This is a genomic window from Pseudomonas sp. JUb52 (assembly GCF_004341115.1).
Lineage (GTDB): Bacteria > Pseudomonadota > Gammaproteobacteria > Pseudomonadales > Pseudomonadaceae > Chryseomonas > Chryseomonas oryzihabitans.
Map to the genome: position 1 here is coordinate 1 of NZ_SLYS01000009.1, position 13,823 is coordinate 13,823.

Consider the following 13,823-nt stretch of genomic DNA (forward strand, 5'->3'; position numbering starts at 1 on the left):
GGTTTCATAACCCACGAATGCGCCGTAGAGTCGCCCGGCAAGCTCTGAAGTTTTCAGCCCTTTTCAAACCGTCCGTGGAAATGGGGTAGAACCCGTGCCAAAGAGCTCCTGGTCAGCCTCATCGACGTCAGGCGCAGGCGATACCGGAGCAGCTGCTGGTGATACCGGCATCCCAAAGGGTGCGTTGTCGTCTGCAGGTGCCGCTGGAGCACTGGCAGGCCTGGCGGGGCGAGCGGGTTGTGGTCGAGCCTTTGGCGGCGGTACCGCGACAGGTTGCTCTTCATCGAGCGGATCCGGCGACTGCGCATCGATCTGCGCGTTGTCGTAGGCCGTCAGGGCATCGATGTCCTCCAGCACCATGCTGTCCAGGCGCGCGCGAATCTCGATGACCAGGCGGCCGCCGGAGCTGTAGGACGATGCACGGATCTCGGTGATGACGAACTCGCCGCGGTACTTACCCTCAACGTGTTGCTCGAGCACAGCGTCCTTGATGACGAATTCGCCGATAGAGGTAGAGAGCCGGCCGACGTTGAAGGCGCCGTTGCGTCCCTGGATGGTGCGGATGGCCAGATGGCCGGGGATCTTGATCATGGCGGTCCTCGTGAATAGGGGGCACGCCATGCCCGACAGGGGATGGGTACCCTGTGGGAGAAAACGGTGAGAGGTGCATCCATCGGCGGAGCCGACCGCTTGCGCTACCGGATGCTTGGCAAGCTTGGGGTTGGATCAGCGCGGGGCGCCGTGGTCTTGAGATCCTGACCACCTGGGCATGGCTGACAACGTCAGCGGCATGTAGGCCAAATCTTGAAACCTAACGGACGTCTAGTCAATGGGGATGTATAACTAAATTAGGTTTTATGTCCTAGTCGCTACTCTCAGAACTTCGAAATCAATGACGTTTTCTCCTTTGCAGTGGTATAGGATGGGTGTTAACCGTCTGTCGTGAGTCAATATGTTGTAGTTTGATACAAGGCTTATTAGTGACGAGTCGGTTAGTCCGTAGTATGGAAAAAATTCAGACTTGACGTCTTCATTTAAGTCGGTTTTTATTTCGGTAAATTCGGAAAATAGTATTCGAGAAAATTCGAATGCACGTGTTTGGGCTTCACCAGAGAGATCGATTAGGTTCGAGACTTCTGTGGCGATGTAAGGAGTGATATGAATGTGGTTATCCTGCATGACGGTAAGGGTTGCGTGGTAATCAAACTCATCATACTCGTTCAACCTTTTAGACTTTTTGATAAAGTTTCCGTTATCTAAGAAGCCAATCACTAGTAATAGCAAGAGATTGGTATCTATGATTAGGTCAAGCTTCTTCAAGGCTACTTCTCCGTGTATTTCCTAAAGCCCTTGAAGGTTAGGGTCTCGGCGTCGACTAGAAATACTTTGTATTCGCGACGCTGGCGCATGAGGGCAGTTATGTAAGCCAAATTTTTCTCTCCCAAACTCCCCGGTAGGTTCTGCTTGGGTGGGACGTCATAACTAAAGGTGATTTCGTAAAGTTTGTTGTCTCTCGATAATATGGCCTCTTCAACTTCAGGGTTGGTGGCTGCTGGTACGAATTCGTTAAGTTTAGCCCCGGCGACTTGAATGGCTTTGGAGAAGTCGGCTGCTTGCATTTGTAAGATCCTTGCGTTTGTATTCTGTGTTGAGATCAGTAGTGGTGGTGCAAAGGTAGTCTAGATCAGATTGGCCTGGGAGTGGCAAGTATGCTTAATCAGACGCACTAAAGCGTCCGATTAAGCGGGGTGTTTCAGAAAACGGGCAGGCCCTTGAGCAGGCAGCCATTGGGATCAAGGATTAGGATCCTAACGTCGGCCTGGCCTGCAAGGCCGAGCACCCGTATGGTCTCCGGCATGAAGCCTTCTTCGTGTTGCTTGGCCTGCAGTGCCGATAATCCGAACCCTTCCAGATTGTTCAGGTGCTCGTCCGTCCAGGGCGTACCGTGCAGCTTGAAGCCGACAGCATCGCTGTCCGGCAGGGTGAAGCACTCGAACATCAGCTGTTGGGTATCGGCGTGCTGCACCAGGTCCTGCAGCTCGTCCCACTCGTCATCGGGCAAATGGGAAGAGGTGATCTCGAAGGATCGGCTGTAGAAACCCGTCTCGAACTCGATGCGCTTGAGCAGGCCTTCGGCCCGCGCTAATGACTCAGTGTCGCCGAGGTGAAGCTCCTCGCCGTTTTCACTCGCACGAACTGCGTAGACGACCGCACGCACCTGGCCATCCGTGGGGTAAAGAGCGTCTTGCTCCTCGGAGATCTCTTCCGGTTCGATTACCAATGCATGGGTGTCACCGAACACGCAGTAGTGGCCTGCCAATTGATCGTCAGGCAGGTCTTTCTGGTCCGCGGCCAGCTGTCGGTAGATGGGCTGATAGTTGCTATCGTTGGTGATGAGCAAGTCGCGGCGGATGTGCAGATCTTGGTAGCCACGAATGAAGGGGTTGGATGTTGCCATGAGCGTTTCTCCTCAGGACGAGGAGCCGCCCAGAGGGTCGGCCCCCTGGGTGGTGTGATAGTGGTAGAGCTCGTTTGAGCGCGGGTTACAGCTGGTCTAGGTCGACAGCAAAGAACATCGCGCTGTCCTGGTGCTGGCAGGTGTTACAGATGATCTCACAAGTATCGTCGAGGGATGATTCATCATCATCGATCGCACCAGTGGGAGGCTGCGGAGGCTCGATGCCACCTTCTGCCGAGACATCGGTTGATCCGCATTTCGGGCAGGCCCAGCGGATGGCAGCTTCATCGTCAGGGTAGTGTGGCCAGACAGTACGCTGGGCCCGTTCGACGGCCTCTGCGAAGCCGTGGGTCATGGTCATGTCGGCGATCAGCTCAATGGGACTGTTGCCCCAGACCAGCAGCATCATGCCTTCCTGGCCGGCGTGGCTTTCCGATAGGAAGCGCACCCTGGCCAGATCAGTTTCCGCTGCGTGTTCGGCTACCTCGTCAGCAGACCAAATGGTGGGTATAGGCCCCCAGGCCTCGCCATCCCAAAGCTCAGTCGCGCGCCAACCTTGGCGCTGCAGGTCGGCCAGCACGGCTACCAGCCCGGAGTGTTCGGTGATGGCGTGAATGGCAGAAGTCGAATCGTTGTTCATGTGCAGCTCCTCGGACGAAGAGCTGCCCAGAGGGTCAGCCCCTCTGGGTAGTAGTCAGGTGTTGCTACAGGTCTTCGAGCGCCATGAGGCCCTGGATGACACGGAGCAAATGGGTATGTACGCGAATGTCAGAGGGTTGCTCTGATCCATCCTGGTAGTGAAGCTCAGCTATCACGCGTTCGCGGCCTTTGTAGGTCCCGAACACGTTGAAAAGCGACGCTGATACGGTCGGGCAGTCGAGATCGTGATCGCGAGCGTATCGGACCTGGCGGAACCTCTTGAGGTACTCGGCAAACTCCGCCGCGTTCATCGACGTGTACTCGCGCAAGGTCTTGCCCGCGTCATCAATCTCATCACCGAGGTTGTCGAAAGACATCGAGTAGAACAGTCGGGGTTTGTGGCCTAGCGCTCTGTAGAAAGTGAGTGCCTGACCGGCAGCCTCAAGGCTGACGACGGCACATTCGACGCATCCTGAAATTACAATGTTATATGGCATGGTTCACATCCTGTTGAAGGCGCAGCATAGCAATCGATAGCTAGCTGGCAAATACCAAGGTGTGTCGGAGCCATACCCCACCCGGGGCAAGCCCCGGATGGGAGGAGTTGAGATCAGGCGTTCAACAATGCACTCACGTGCGGTCGCCATAGTTTGTGGACCAAGCGGCCCTTGAGCAGGTCGGCATCAGTATCCAGTAGGCGAGACGTGCTGAAGTTATCCCAGCCGTGTTGGAACGCAGAGCGCGAGCGCAAGAGCTGGATCTGAGCTAGCACCACCTTCTCTTCCTAGGCCGTGCGGCAGGGGTCGATCCAATCGATGCGGCGGATCCCACGATCCACCTTACCCGCCATGACCAGGTGGCCATGGCGATCGGAAACGGAGATCCGTTTCGGGCAGAAGGTAAGCGCTGCTGCAGGTGTCGGATAGCGGTCTTGTCGGACGGCGTCCAGGGCGATGGGTAGGATGTCATCGAGCAGGCCGCAATGGCCGAGCTGGACGTACCCATCGATGTGGAAGGTGCCGCGACCTGAGTCTTCAGGCAGCTCCATCGACCCATGCAGAAGGATGGTGAATTGTCGCTCGAAGAGGTCTTGGCGAAGGGATGTGCCAGGTACGTACGGGTTGCTGACGAATGCCTGGCCTTCGAAGTGTTGAATAATCAGATCCATGATGCCTCCAACGTTCCGAGAGTCATCATGCCCTTGCGGGATGATGACTCCCTCAAGGGTAGACGAAGCGGGTTAGAAGCCAAGCAAGGCAGGAACGAGCGACGACAAACGGTGCTGAGTCCAGGTGCCTTGTGCCAGGGCTTGGTCAGCCTCGGCTTGCTTGCGGAAGTACTCCTTCGACTCGCGACTCAGCGGAAAGCCATCCTCATCGACAGTGCCGATGTAGTAGCCCGCGTTGCTGCGCAGTACCTGGAGGGGAAAGTGTTTGCCTTCGGATTCGAAGGCGAGCCGGCCGAAGCCTGCAGGGGTATCGGTAGCCATGAGGCCTCCAAAAGACAAAGGCGCCCGAGGGCGCCTATAGAGTGTGGTCAGTCAGGCCTGGACGCGGTCAGCGCTGGTGGCGTTCATCTCGAACAGAAACCAGGCGTTGTCGCAGAACAGGTCGCTGCTCAGCAGCTCTTCGGTGACGTCGTCATAGGAGACTTCGGCAACGATGGGCAGGGCGGGCAGCTCGGACTTGATGGTGGCGATGACTTGCATGATGGGCTCCAAAATTCAGCTAATGGAGATCACCATGCCCCGGTCCGGGGATGGTGCCCCCGGATGGGTGTGCGAAGAGAAAGGTGGCAAAGCCTAGGTAGAGCAGGGGCGCCCGGTGGGCGCCTGGAAGAACTGGGTGAATCAAGCGGCCGATTGGTCGCTGTCATCCCCTTGATCCGTACCTTGCTGCTCAGCCGGGGCTGCGTCGCGCGGTTTGGCTTCGTAGACGAACTCACCTTCTACTTTTATCCAGCCGATGTACAGGAGGCGACCTTTCAGGCTTGCGCCGTGTTGTCCCTGCTTCGGTCCGGAAGAGTAGGTGAAGGGATCAGCCCAGCAATCACCGATGCGGAAGGACACGAGGACCTTCTTCTCAGCGTTGACGGCTTCAATGCAACGACGAACCAGCTTTTCAGCTTCAGCGCCGACGACATTGCAGTCGATGTAGCGGTATTCCACCGCTTCTTTGCTGCCGCACAGGGCTGCTACGGTGACGGCCAAAAACGGCTTAGCGCCTCTGCCTTTGGGTTTCACTTCGCGGATGCGGTTGAGGTAACCGATACCGGTGGTGTGCAGGTCGAAGTATTGGCTTTCGTTGGCTTGGTTGCTCATGGTGTATCTCCAGTTTCAATAGGTGAAAACGGAGAACACCTTGCCCGGGAGGGGAAGAGTATTCCCCGCGTGGGTGGGTGTAGCCAGAAAGGGTGGTGCCAGGTCAGTGCATGAATTTCATCGCGGCCAGCAGGATGCCGACAGCAGCAGAAAGCATGACGCCCATGCGGATGGTGAGCTTGAGTTCCAGCTGAGCGAGCTCAGCCTTGATGTCTGCTAAGTCAGCCTTGGTAGCGAGCTGATTTTGCATATCGGACTCCAGAGCATCGATAACAGCAGTGGCTTTGTCATCCGGGACATTGATCGCAATCAACGCCTGGTACAACGCAAAGCTGCTTTTCATTGGAGGTCTCCAGGTTGTGACGGAGACCGGCCCTGACGGGTAGTCCCGTCGAGGGTGGGTGGAAGGTGCATTCATCGACCGGGGGTGCCGGTCAATCGTTCGCGCTACCGAATGCTTAGCGAACTTGGGTTTGGATCAATGCGCTTGGGACGCATTGCAGTCGTGAGATCCGAGACTGCCAGGGGCATGTTGCTGACAACGTCAGCGGCATACACCCTCAGAATGTTCAGGGCCGTACCGCTTGTCAATACCCCTGAAATGAAAAAGCCCTCCGGAGGAGGGCTTTGGTAGCGCGGTGCATCAATGCGAGCGGATCAGCTTCAATGCCTTGTGTTTGACATTGGGCCAGTCTAGCCAGACAGGCGTACCAACACAGACGACCAGCAGCACTGACAACATGGTGATCCCAAAGGCGGTCTGACTCATGTCATTCCTCCGAGGTGAAGTAGATGCCTACGAGCCAGATTATAACACCTGCCGCTATGGCGTAAGCCGTTAGCAGCCGATGATCGCTCAGGAAGACACCCACTAGACCAGCGGCTACCGAGGTAGTGCCGATCTTGCGAAGGTCTTCAGCGGCCGCAGCCAATTTCTTTGAGGTCATGGTTTTCCTTGATCAAGGGGGTGAAGTCAGGAAAACCGCCCTGACGGGAGGTTTCCCGACAGGGTGGGTAAGGTGTGAATCAGCTGGCCAGCGCGACCTCAGGGTCGAACGGGGCGATCAGCTGGTCCAATGAGCCCGGACGCAGCGCGCGGGGCGCTGGCGATTGGACGGGCTCAGTGGCAGAGGCGGCAGCCTTGGGTTTGCGCGGCTTGCGCTCACGCTTGGGCTTTTCAGGCTGGGCTTCCTGGGTGTTTTGCTTGAACCAGGTGTTGAGGTCGATCGCGTTGCGGCGAACGAACGCCGGGACGTGATCCATCTCCTCGAGCACTGCAGCCGATACGATCGGTTGCGGAAACTCGACAACACGACGTTCAGCCGGTGCTATGGATGGACGCGCAGCACGTGCCTGGACTTGGGCATTACGCACGGAGCGAATGACTTCACGCAGGGCAGTACCGACGGATTCGCCAAAGCGATAGCTCAGGGTAGGGGTGGTCATGGTGTTTCTCCTGCAGGTGAGTAATGCGGAGAAACACTGATCCCGGGCGGGGGAGTGTGTCCCCGCTGGGTAGGTAGAGCAGATGTGTGAGGTGCCTCCATCAACCGGTAGAACCGGTCAACCGTTCGCGCCTCCGGAAGCTTGGCGAACTATGGGTGCGGATCGACGTGGATGGCCACGTTGCAGTCTTGAGATCCAGAGCTGCCTGGGCATGTTGCTGACGACGTCAGCGGAACATGGGGCAATCATCGGAGGCGGCGGATAGGGCTGTCAAGCGGAAGGAGGGCAGAGCAAGGCGGGAGCGGAAGCGGCGGTCGAGCGAGGGGGGAAGCAGGAGAAGCGCGCCAGGCGCAACGCTGGGTCTAGCAGCAAGGCGCCTCGGCGAGGGTGAGGCTAGTGGAGCTCAAGAGAAAGATGCCACCTGTGAGCGTGAGCACCGGCACTGGTGGTCCCTGGGCATTGACCTACCGTCCTGATGATCGTCGCATTCACCCGACCCGTTATCGTGGCTAGGGCCAGTAATCGCAAGGCACGCATCCGCGCACAAAGGGATCCCATTTTTGCGCCGGCGGGCACCGGCAGAGAGGAGGGCTACCCGAGGGGTAGCCTCGTCCACCAGGCGATGCCGAGAGGACCAGGCTACCCTTCGAATGCAGCTGAAGGGGAGGAACAGTGTGGGCCAACACACCAGGTCGGCCCGAAGTACAGTATGCACCGAACCTTCTGTGAGCCCTATGTGCCTGTAAACCCGCTTATCACGAAGTTAGACGGCTGCGTGTCAGCTGCGGAGCAGGGAGACACAGGGAGAGCATCACGCAAAGATCTACACGCCCTACCCGATGCTTAGCGTGCTCTTGGGGGTGGAGCTTCAGGACCAGGTCGAGAAACTCCGGGGTTGCCGCTGATGACCGCCAGCGCGCGAGCGGGGTGGAACGCTTGCATTATGGGGCTGTGACCGTGACAAAGGCAAGAAAGCTCCCGCCGGCCCTGGGGCCTACGCCGAAGCGCCGCTGCGCTTGGCTTTTCCTGGGCCGCCCTTGCCTTTTCCTTTGGACGTTTCGATGTTCACCAGGCCCTTGCAGTCGGGGTAGCGCAGGCAGGACCAGAAGTCGCCGCTCTTACCCTTTCGCTGCGCCATCTTGCCCTGGCAGAGTGGGCAGGAGGGACCTTCCGGGACCTTGATGTCGAGCGTGGTCTGGCGGTACTGGGCGACCAGCTTGCCGATCCAGGCGCCCTGCTTGGCGATGAAGTCGTCCAGCTGCATGGTGCCGGCCTCGATCATGTCCAGGGCCTGCTCCCAGATAGCTGTAGTACCCGGGTCGGCCACTGCCGGCGGCACTGCGGCGATCAGCGAGACGCCGGCGTCGGATGCTCGCACTGCCTTGCCCTTCTTAAGCAGGAACTGACGATCGATCAGCCCCTGGATGATGCTGGCCCGGGTGGCCTCGGTGCCGATGCCGGTGGTTTCCTTGAGCTTGGCGGCCAGGCGTGGGTCGGTCACCAGCTTGGCCACGGTCTTCATCGCCTTGATGAGATCGCCTTCGGTGTAGGGCTTGGGTGGTTGCGTCTGCTGCGCCTTGAGCTGAGCCTGCTGCACCTGGGCGCGGGAGGCGTTCTGCAGCGGCGGCAGGATCTGCGAGCGGTCCTTCTCCTTGCTGTCCTCATCATCCTCAGCGGCAGGCGCGGCCTGGAACAACGTCTTCCAGCCAGGCACGACGATGCGCTTGCCCACCGCCCGCAACGCCACCTGGTTGCAGTCGAAATCGGCCACTGTCCGGTCGAACTCGTGGTGGGGCATGAACTGGGCGAGGTAGTGCGCGCGGATCAGGCTATAGACCGCACGTTCCTTGTCGCTCATGGCCGTTAGGTTGGCGGGCTCCAGGGTCGGGATGATGCCGTGGTGCGCGGTGATCTTGGCGTCGTTCCAGGCCCGCGAGCGCTGCGCTGGATCGATGCTGGCCAGCACCGGGGCAATGGACGGGTCTGTGCGCCGGATCGCCTCGAGCACGGCAGGCACCTCCGGTAGCATGCTGGTGGGCAGGTAGCCGCAGTCGGTCCGGGGATAGGTCGTCGCCTTGTGTGTCTCATACAGTGCCTGTGCCACGTTCAGGGTCTCCTGAGCTCCGAGGCCGAGCTTCTTCGAGCAGATCTCCTGCAGCGTGCCCAGATCGAAGGGCAGGGGCGCCACCTCCTTGACCCGCTCGGTGTCGACCGACACCGCAATGGCGGTAGATCCCGCAGTGAGGCGCGCCTGCGCAGCCTGGGCATGGCGTTGGTCCAGGCAGCGCCCCTCGTCATCGGTGATGTCGCGGGCAGGTCGCCACTGCGCGGTGAAGGTCTGGCCGTTGGCGGTCAGCGGCACGTCCAAGCTCCAGAACGGCACCGGGACGAAGTGGGCGATCTCCCGATCGCGGTCGACCACCAGGCGCAGCGTTGGCGTCTGCACCCGTCCTACCGACAGCACCCCGCTGTAGCCGGCCTGCCGGCCGAGGAGGGTGAACAGCCGGGTGAAGTTCATGCCGATCAGCCAGTCCGCCCGGGAACGCGCGAGTGCCGAGTGATACATGGAGAAGGTTTCGGCCCCGGGCTTGAGACTTGCCAGGGCCTGCCGGATCGAGGCGTCGTTGAGCGCTGATAGCCACAGCCGCTGGACGGGTCCGCGATAGCCGCAGTGCTCCAGCAGTTCGCGGGCGATCATCTCGCCCTCGCGATCGGCGTCGGTGGCGATGACCAGTTCGGTCGCTTCCTTGAGCAGTGCCTTAACCACCTTGAACTGGCTGCCGGTCTTGGGCTTGACCTCGACCTTCCAGTTCGCCGGCAGAATCGGCAGCGCTTCCAGCGACCAGGCTTTCAGCTGCGGATCGTAGGCCTCGGGCGGCGCCTGCTCGAGGAGGTGGCCAATCCCCCAGGTGACGACCACGCCTTGGCCGCGAATGCAGCCTTCACCGCGCCCAGTGGCGCCGAGCACCCGGGCAATGTCCTTACCCTGGCTGGGCTTCTCGCACAAAAACAAACGCATGGGATTCCCCTGTCGATGGCCGTCTGGCCTACAGGGCGAACGGTGCCAGGTGCGGCATTCCAGGGCAGCGCTTAACCGAATCTGGTCCAGATATGGTTACAGCTAGGAAATAGTTGTCCCGCTAACGATCATTGTCGCCCAAGGGCTTGGTTTGGGACCATAGCGGCCTGGGTCAACGTTTAGCGGACACCAGCTGCCAGTTTTTCCTGCTTTCCGAGTTGGTCTTCTGCAACAGCCCCCTCGCTTTCGATAACAACAAGCTCTTTCTAACGAACCCTATTCGCGCTTGGCCAAGGTCAAGTTGTCTGGCCCGCCTATGGAGATTGTCCACGTGGGAAGCGCTTTCTCGTCGCAAAAAAATGCCCATCGGGGCGCCGTCCTGATCTTGGCGTCCGGGCCTTCATCCGCCGAGCTCGACATTCGCCGCTGGGCTGGCGTGCCGATCATCACCATGAACGGCGCGGTCACCAAGCTCCTCGAGGCATCCGTCCGGCCGCTGTACTACGTTTGCAGTGATCGCAGCTTCCAGGAGCAGCAACCTGCCCTATATGAGGCTGCGGTCGAGCAAGCGCAGCGTCTGGCCCTGTGGCCCGAGGACATCGAGCGGCTGTCCAGTCGATACACCGGCAAGGCCTACGCGCTGCGCAAGGCGCCCCGAGCGAGCTTTCGTGACTATTTCGGCCGTGACCAAGGCCAGGCCGTACGGCTGGTCTCGCCATTCAGCAAGCGGGCGCGGGACATTGGCTTCAGCAAGGACATGGACTACGGCGTTTTCGACGTCCGCACGGTTGCGTACATCTGCCTGCAGCTGGCTTATCACCTGGGCTTTGACGAGATCTATCTGGCTGGAGTGGATCTCAACGTCCAGGCGTCGCGGTTCTATGAGACGGCACCTGGTCAAACAGCGCCATGCGGCCTGGATCAGCACCTGCAGACGCGGATCCTGCCGGCGATGGAGCTGGCCGCTGGCGTGCTGGCAGCGGAAGGTCGACGTATCATCAACCTCTCCCAGCAGAGCTTGATTCCCGAGGACGTCTTTCCGCGGGCGTGTCCGCACCAGGTACAGCGTGAGCTAAACCGTCCCCGCCGAGCACTTGCTTCGTAAGAAGTCCGACTGGCCTAGCGGAATTTCAACGGGTAGTAGCAGAGAAACTTGACCGCAAGCCACCACAGCTTAGGGTAGGCCAGCGCGCCGCTAGCCTGTACCCACTCCCACCGCAGGCGCCACGGCGCCTTCACCTTGCGCAAGAACTTCATCCAGAAGCGTGCGCCGCGTTGTTCTAGCAAAGGCACCGAGAGGTCATCGGCGCCCATTGCCACACGGGCCACCACCTCCTCGCGTAGTGCCTGGTAGTCGAGCGCGGCCCGCATCCAGCGCGCATCGAAATGGCCCTCTGAGAAGTGGCGCAGCCCGACGTCGTAGACCACCGCCACCTCATAGCGCCTGCTGACCCGCAGGGCGAAGTCAATGTCATAGAAATGGAACGGGGGCAGGGCTTCGTTGAAGGGCAGTTCGAGGGCCACTTCGCGACGCGCGCAGATCCATACACCATCAAGCGTGCAAACCGGCTGACGTGGGCGCTCATCGCCTGCAGGGCGAAGGTGAAAGAGGTTGTCCGTACCGTCACGATGCCGCTGGTACAGACGCATGCAGTTCGTCTCGGACTTGCCGGCGGCCATCCAGCCCGAGGGGCCACGACTTTTGAAGCGGGCTCCGGCAACGCCGATCGCACCCAGCTGGCCGTCTTCCTGGAAGTGGTCGACCACCCTGAGGCCCCAGTTCACCTCCAAGAACTCCAGGTCCTCATGCATGAAGCAGACGATGTCGTGCCGAGCCCGCTGGGCGCCTTCGTTGTAGACGGCGCATAACCCACGATTAGCTTGCCGGTTGTCGATGGCGATCAGCTGGTGGGGCACGCCGATCGTGGCTTCGATGTTGCGCGTAACCGCGTCGAGCAGCTCAGGCTTCACCGAGCAAATGACGATGGAGATCATGGCGCTACTTCCTGGAAGGCCGGTAGGGCGTAAGCAGACGTCGTACCCGGTGCAGAGTAGTACGGTCCATAGCGCGTAATGGGATTAGCCGCAGCATGCGCAGCGCTTCGAGCTTGTCGTGCCGCACGGCGTATTTAAGCGCCTTGTTGACGACTGACGTGTGCCCTTGCCGATAGCCAGGGTGATCCTGATAGGGCGCGATGGCTAGCAGATCCGCCTCAAGCAGCAGCCGGTATCGGCGGGAGAGATTCCCCGCGTGGCGTCGATAGCGCGTGACCATCACGGGCAAAATCGCGATTGGCTGCCCCAGTGCTGCGACTTTGAGCGTCATCTGGAAGTCCTGGACGCGAATCGCCGGATCGTAGCCGCCGACCTGGTCGAGTATCGCCTTGCGATAGAGCGCAACCGGGGCACCGACCACCCGGGTTGTTCGTAGGGCTTCATCGAAGTCCAGCAGTTGCACCGCTCCGGCGTGCTGGTCCTTGAGCCAGTTGCCGTTGCTGTCCATGAAACTGACCAAAGCGCCCACACAAGGCGTCTCGGGATGCTCTTCCAGGTAGGCCGCGCGGATCCGCAAGGATTGCGGCAGCATCACGTCGTCCAGATCCGGTGTGGCGATGTACTTGCCTCGGGCATGGGCGAGTCCGGTATTTAATGCTGCGCTGACGCCGGCATTGGGCTGAGTCACCAGCTCGAAGTCAAAACGCTCCTGCAGCGCGACCAGGCGCTGCACACTGTCGTCGGTTGATCCATCGTCAACGACGATGACTTCGAAGCGCGGGTAGTCCTGGGCATAGATGCTGGCCAGGCCTTCCTCGAGGTAGGGGCCGGCATTGAAGCAGGGCACGATCACGGAGATCAGCGGGAGATGCCTCAGGGCATCATCATCCGGTGACGTGCGCGGGAGGGGGAGAGCTTGCATGGCGAAAGGTCCATTCTTGACGCCTTGAAATTGTACTTCGCGCGATGGACAGCACGCGACCCAAACGTCATTTTTTGGACCTACCTGTTCTGAAGCTTCACCGGTCGCCTCTCTGCCTTGATCCAGTCCTGCCAGTCACACCTCGAAACCTTCCATTGGTCTATGCCGTTGGACGGCTGCCTGAATTTTCGTGCTACCCAACCGATCCACAATGATCTCCTATCAAGGATCTCAGCATGGACACCGAAGACCATCCGACCGACATGATCGCCGTGACCGCCAGTGGCCTGATGATGGCTCTGACATTGACCGCCGGCGCCGTTCTGGCCGGCGGCGTTGCCCTGCTTGCCGAACTGTTCGTCTAGCGATAGGCCACGGCTGCGCCGGCAGGGACGACTGCTGGGAGGGCGATTCCGGTGGCACCAGACGAGGGGCTCACGAGTTGCCCGTTCGTGGCGTAGCCCACCGCGGCGGATTCGGTGAGTTCGGCCAGCGTCGTCACCAGGCCATTGGGGGGCGCTGCGTAGTAGGCGTAGCTGGATCCGGCCTGCACATAGCCGCTCACCCCTGCCGCGTGCACCCACCAGGTGGGCAAGGTCAGCGCGGAATCCGCCGGCGCGCCCGAGAGGCCCGGGTTGTTGTAGGCGTACTCGGCCAGGGCGTTCCGATAGATCAGCAGATTATGGGCAAGCGCGGAGACGTCGACCTCCTGACGACGGTTGTCGCTGCGCTGCAGCTGCTCGCTGAGCAGCCCGGCTCCGGCGAGCATCACCACCAGGATGACCCACAGCATGGGCATGGCCTAGCCCTCCTTCCGACTCAGGCGCTTTTGCTCTTGCGCCAGAGTTTCAAGCTGCTCCGAATCGATCATCTCCTCAAGCAAGGCGTCGACCTGGTGTAGCAGCTCACGAGCCTGATGGGTCGCAGGCTCATCGAGGGCCATGGTTTCCAGCGTCTGCTGCTGGACGCGTGCGACGCTGGCCAGAAGTCGCAGTGCTAGCAGGGTAGGAATGTCGTACATGCG

General features: G+C 60.0%; 19 protein-coding genes. 2 read left to right on the plus strand and 17 right to left on the minus strand.

Annotated features, from left to right (window positions below; all coding sequences use genetic code 11):
• Positions 1–63 precede the first annotated feature (63 nt).
• The 13 genes from EC839_RS15545 to EC839_RS15595 all read right to left on the minus strand — a co-directional run bounded on the left by EC839_RS15545 (position 64) and on the right by EC839_RS15595 (position 9,882).
• A complete protein-coding gene (locus EC839_RS15545; protein WP_132832741.1) occupies positions 64–591 on the minus strand; it encodes a DUF3275 family protein in 528 nt (175 codons plus the stop codon).
• 731 nt (positions 592–1,322) lie between these two features.
• Positions 1,323–1,619 carry a hypothetical protein gene (locus EC839_RS15550; RefSeq protein WP_132832742.1) on the minus strand — a complete coding sequence of 99 codons (297 nt, stop codon included), beginning with the start codon at positions 1,617–1,619 and terminating at the stop codon, positions 1,323–1,325.
• 134 nt (positions 1,620–1,753) lie between these two features.
• Positions 1,754–2,458: an ABC transporter substrate-binding protein gene (locus tag EC839_RS15555; protein ID WP_132832743.1), complete on the minus strand. Its 705-nt coding sequence runs from the start codon at positions 2,456–2,458 to the stop codon at positions 1,754–1,756.
• 85 nt (positions 2,459–2,543) lie between these two features.
• On the minus strand, positions 2,544–3,098 hold the full coding sequence (locus EC839_RS15560) for a hypothetical protein (RefSeq protein WP_132832744.1): 555 nt from the start codon (positions 3,096–3,098) through the stop codon (positions 2,544–2,546).
• A gap of 64 nt (positions 3,099–3,162) precedes the next feature.
• Entirely contained in the window at positions 3,163–3,594 is a 432-nt protein-coding gene (locus tag EC839_RS15565; RefSeq protein ID WP_132832745.1) for a hypothetical protein, read from the minus strand.
• A 287-nt stretch (positions 3,595–3,881) separates the two neighbouring features.
• Positions 3,882–4,265, minus strand: a complete 384-nt coding sequence (locus EC839_RS15570) for a hypothetical protein (RefSeq protein WP_132832746.1) — start codon at positions 4,263–4,265, stop codon at positions 3,882–3,884.
• A gap of 72 nt (positions 4,266–4,337) precedes the next feature.
• On the minus strand, positions 4,338–4,586 hold the full coding sequence (locus EC839_RS15575; RefSeq protein WP_132832747.1) for a hypothetical protein: 249 nt from the start codon (positions 4,584–4,586) through the stop codon (positions 4,338–4,340).
• A 51-nt stretch (positions 4,587–4,637) separates the two neighbouring features.
• Positions 4,638–4,805 (minus strand): hypothetical protein, encoded by a 168-nt coding sequence (locus EC839_RS24180; RefSeq protein ID WP_165904673.1) that lies wholly within the window; start codon positions 4,803–4,805, stop codon positions 4,638–4,640.
• Positions 4,806–4,946: 141 nt separating this feature from the next.
• Entirely contained in the window at positions 4,947–5,417 is a 471-nt protein-coding gene (locus tag EC839_RS15580) for an STY4534 family ICE replication protein (protein ID WP_058788560.1), read from the minus strand.
• Between the two features lie 103 nt (positions 5,418–5,520).
• Positions 5,521–5,760, minus strand: coding sequence for a hypothetical protein (locus EC839_RS15585; protein WP_044340832.1), 240 nt, complete (start codon positions 5,758–5,760; stop codon positions 5,521–5,523).
• Positions 5,761–6,060: 300 nt separating this feature from the next.
• On the minus strand, positions 6,061–6,186 hold the full coding sequence (locus EC839_RS24580) for a hypothetical protein (protein WP_255211781.1): 126 nt from the start codon (positions 6,184–6,186) through the stop codon (positions 6,061–6,063).
• 257 nt (positions 6,187–6,443) lie between these two features.
• Positions 6,444–6,863 (minus strand): hypothetical protein, encoded by a 420-nt coding sequence (locus EC839_RS24335; protein ID WP_177416744.1) that lies wholly within the window; start codon positions 6,861–6,863, stop codon positions 6,444–6,446.
• A 994-nt stretch (positions 6,864–7,857) separates the two neighbouring features.
• Positions 7,858–9,882, minus strand: coding sequence for a DNA topoisomerase III (locus tag EC839_RS15595; RefSeq protein ID WP_132832748.1), 2,025 nt, complete (start codon positions 9,880–9,882; stop codon positions 7,858–7,860).
• A 286-nt stretch (positions 9,883–10,168) separates the two neighbouring features.
• Between EC839_RS15595 and EC839_RS15600 the strand changes: the two genes are divergently transcribed.
• Positions 10,169–10,987: a 6-hydroxymethylpterin diphosphokinase MptE-like protein gene (locus EC839_RS15600; RefSeq protein WP_256681075.1), complete on the plus strand. Its 819-nt coding sequence runs from the start codon at positions 10,169–10,171 to the stop codon at positions 10,985–10,987.
• A gap of 14 nt (positions 10,988–11,001) precedes the next feature.
• On the opposite strand, the gene EC839_RS15605 is transcribed toward EC839_RS15600, so the two are convergent.
• Positions 11,002–11,877, minus strand: a complete 876-nt coding sequence (locus EC839_RS15605) for a glycosyltransferase (RefSeq protein WP_132832749.1) — start codon at positions 11,875–11,877, stop codon at positions 11,002–11,004.
• 4 nt (positions 11,878–11,881) lie between these two features.
• Complete coding sequence (locus EC839_RS15610) at positions 11,882–12,799, minus strand: glycosyltransferase (protein WP_132832750.1); 918 nt, start codon at positions 12,797–12,799, stop codon at positions 11,882–11,884.
• 236 nt (positions 12,800–13,035) lie between these two features.
• Between EC839_RS15610 and EC839_RS24585 the strand changes: the two genes are divergently transcribed.
• Positions 13,036–13,164 (plus strand): hypothetical protein, encoded by a 129-nt coding sequence (locus tag EC839_RS24585; RefSeq protein WP_256681076.1) that lies wholly within the window; start codon positions 13,036–13,038, stop codon positions 13,162–13,164.
• Here EC839_RS24585 and pilM read toward each other — a convergent pair.
• Positions 13,161–13,598 carry a type IV pilus biogenesis protein PilM gene (pilM, locus tag EC839_RS15615; RefSeq protein WP_132832751.1) on the minus strand — a complete coding sequence of 146 codons (438 nt, stop codon included), beginning with the start codon at positions 13,596–13,598 and terminating at the stop codon, positions 13,161–13,163. The two genes, EC839_RS24585 and pilM, sit on opposite strands and share 4 nt — an antisense overlap.
• 3 nt (positions 13,599–13,601) lie before the next feature.
• Positions 13,602–13,820 carry a hypothetical protein gene (locus tag EC839_RS15620; protein WP_093257760.1) on the minus strand — a complete coding sequence of 73 codons (219 nt, stop codon included), beginning with the start codon at positions 13,818–13,820 and terminating at the stop codon, positions 13,602–13,604.
• Positions 13,821–13,823: the final 3 nt, after the last annotated feature.

What these genes read in the sequence shown, in the direction of transcription:
- EC839_RS24585 (WP_256681076.1), top strand. Translation starts at nt 13,036, where the DNA reads ATGGACACCGAAGACCATCCGACCGACATGATCGCCGTGACCGCCAGT.
- EC839_RS15560 (WP_132832744.1), bottom strand. Translation starts at nt 3,098, where the DNA reads ATGAACAACGATTCGACTTCTGCCATTCACGCCATCACCGAACACTCC.
- EC839_RS15565 (WP_132832745.1), bottom strand. Translation starts at nt 3,594, where the DNA reads ATGCCATATAACATTGTAATTTCAGGATGCGTCGAATGTGCCGTCGTC.
- EC839_RS15620 (WP_093257760.1), bottom strand. Translation starts at nt 13,820, where the DNA reads ATGTACGACATTCCTACCCTGCTAGCACTGCGACTTCTGGCCAGCGTC.
- EC839_RS15570 (WP_132832746.1), bottom strand. Translation starts at nt 4,265, where the DNA reads ATGGATCTGATTATTCAACACTTCGAAGGCCAGGCATTCGTCAGCAAC.
- EC839_RS15605 (WP_132832749.1), bottom strand. Translation starts at nt 11,877, where the DNA reads ATGATCTCCATCGTCATTTGCTCGGTGAAGCCTGAGCTGCTCGACGCG.
- EC839_RS24580 (WP_255211781.1), bottom strand. Translation starts at nt 6,186, where the DNA reads ATGAGTCAGACCGCCTTTGGGATCACCATGTTGTCAGTGCTGCTGGTC.
- EC839_RS24335 (WP_177416744.1), bottom strand. Translation starts at nt 6,863, where the DNA reads ATGACCACCCCTACCCTGAGCTATCGCTTTGGCGAATCCGTCGGTACT.
- EC839_RS15585 (WP_044340832.1), bottom strand. Translation starts at nt 5,760, where the DNA reads ATGAAAAGCAGCTTTGCGTTGTACCAGGCGTTGATTGCGATCAATGTC.
- EC839_RS15545 (WP_132832741.1), bottom strand. Translation starts at nt 591, where the DNA reads ATGATCAAGATCCCCGGCCATCTGGCCATCCGCACCATCCAGGGACGC.
- EC839_RS15575 (WP_132832747.1), bottom strand. Translation starts at nt 4,586, where the DNA reads ATGGCTACCGATACCCCTGCAGGCTTCGGCCGGCTCGCCTTCGAATCC.
- EC839_RS15550 (WP_132832742.1), bottom strand. Translation starts at nt 1,619, where the DNA reads ATGCAAGCAGCCGACTTCTCCAAAGCCATTCAAGTCGCCGGGGCTAAA.
- pilM (WP_132832751.1), bottom strand. Translation starts at nt 13,598, where the DNA reads ATGCCCATGCTGTGGGTCATCCTGGTGGTGATGCTCGCCGGAGCCGGG.
- EC839_RS15555 (WP_132832743.1), bottom strand. Translation starts at nt 2,458, where the DNA reads ATGGCAACATCCAACCCCTTCATTCGTGGCTACCAAGATCTGCACATC.
- EC839_RS15595 (WP_132832748.1), bottom strand. Translation starts at nt 9,882, where the DNA reads ATGCGTTTGTTTTTGTGCGAGAAGCCCAGCCAGGGTAAGGACATTGCC.
- EC839_RS15580 (WP_058788560.1), bottom strand. Translation starts at nt 5,417, where the DNA reads ATGAGCAACCAAGCCAACGAAAGCCAATACTTCGACCTGCACACCACC.
- EC839_RS15610 (WP_132832750.1), bottom strand. Translation starts at nt 12,799, where the DNA reads ATGCAAGCTCTCCCCCTCCCGCGCACGTCACCGGATGATGATGCCCTG.
- EC839_RS24180 (WP_165904673.1), bottom strand. Translation starts at nt 4,805, where the DNA reads ATGCAAGTCATCGCCACCATCAAGTCCGAGCTGCCCGCCCTGCCCATC.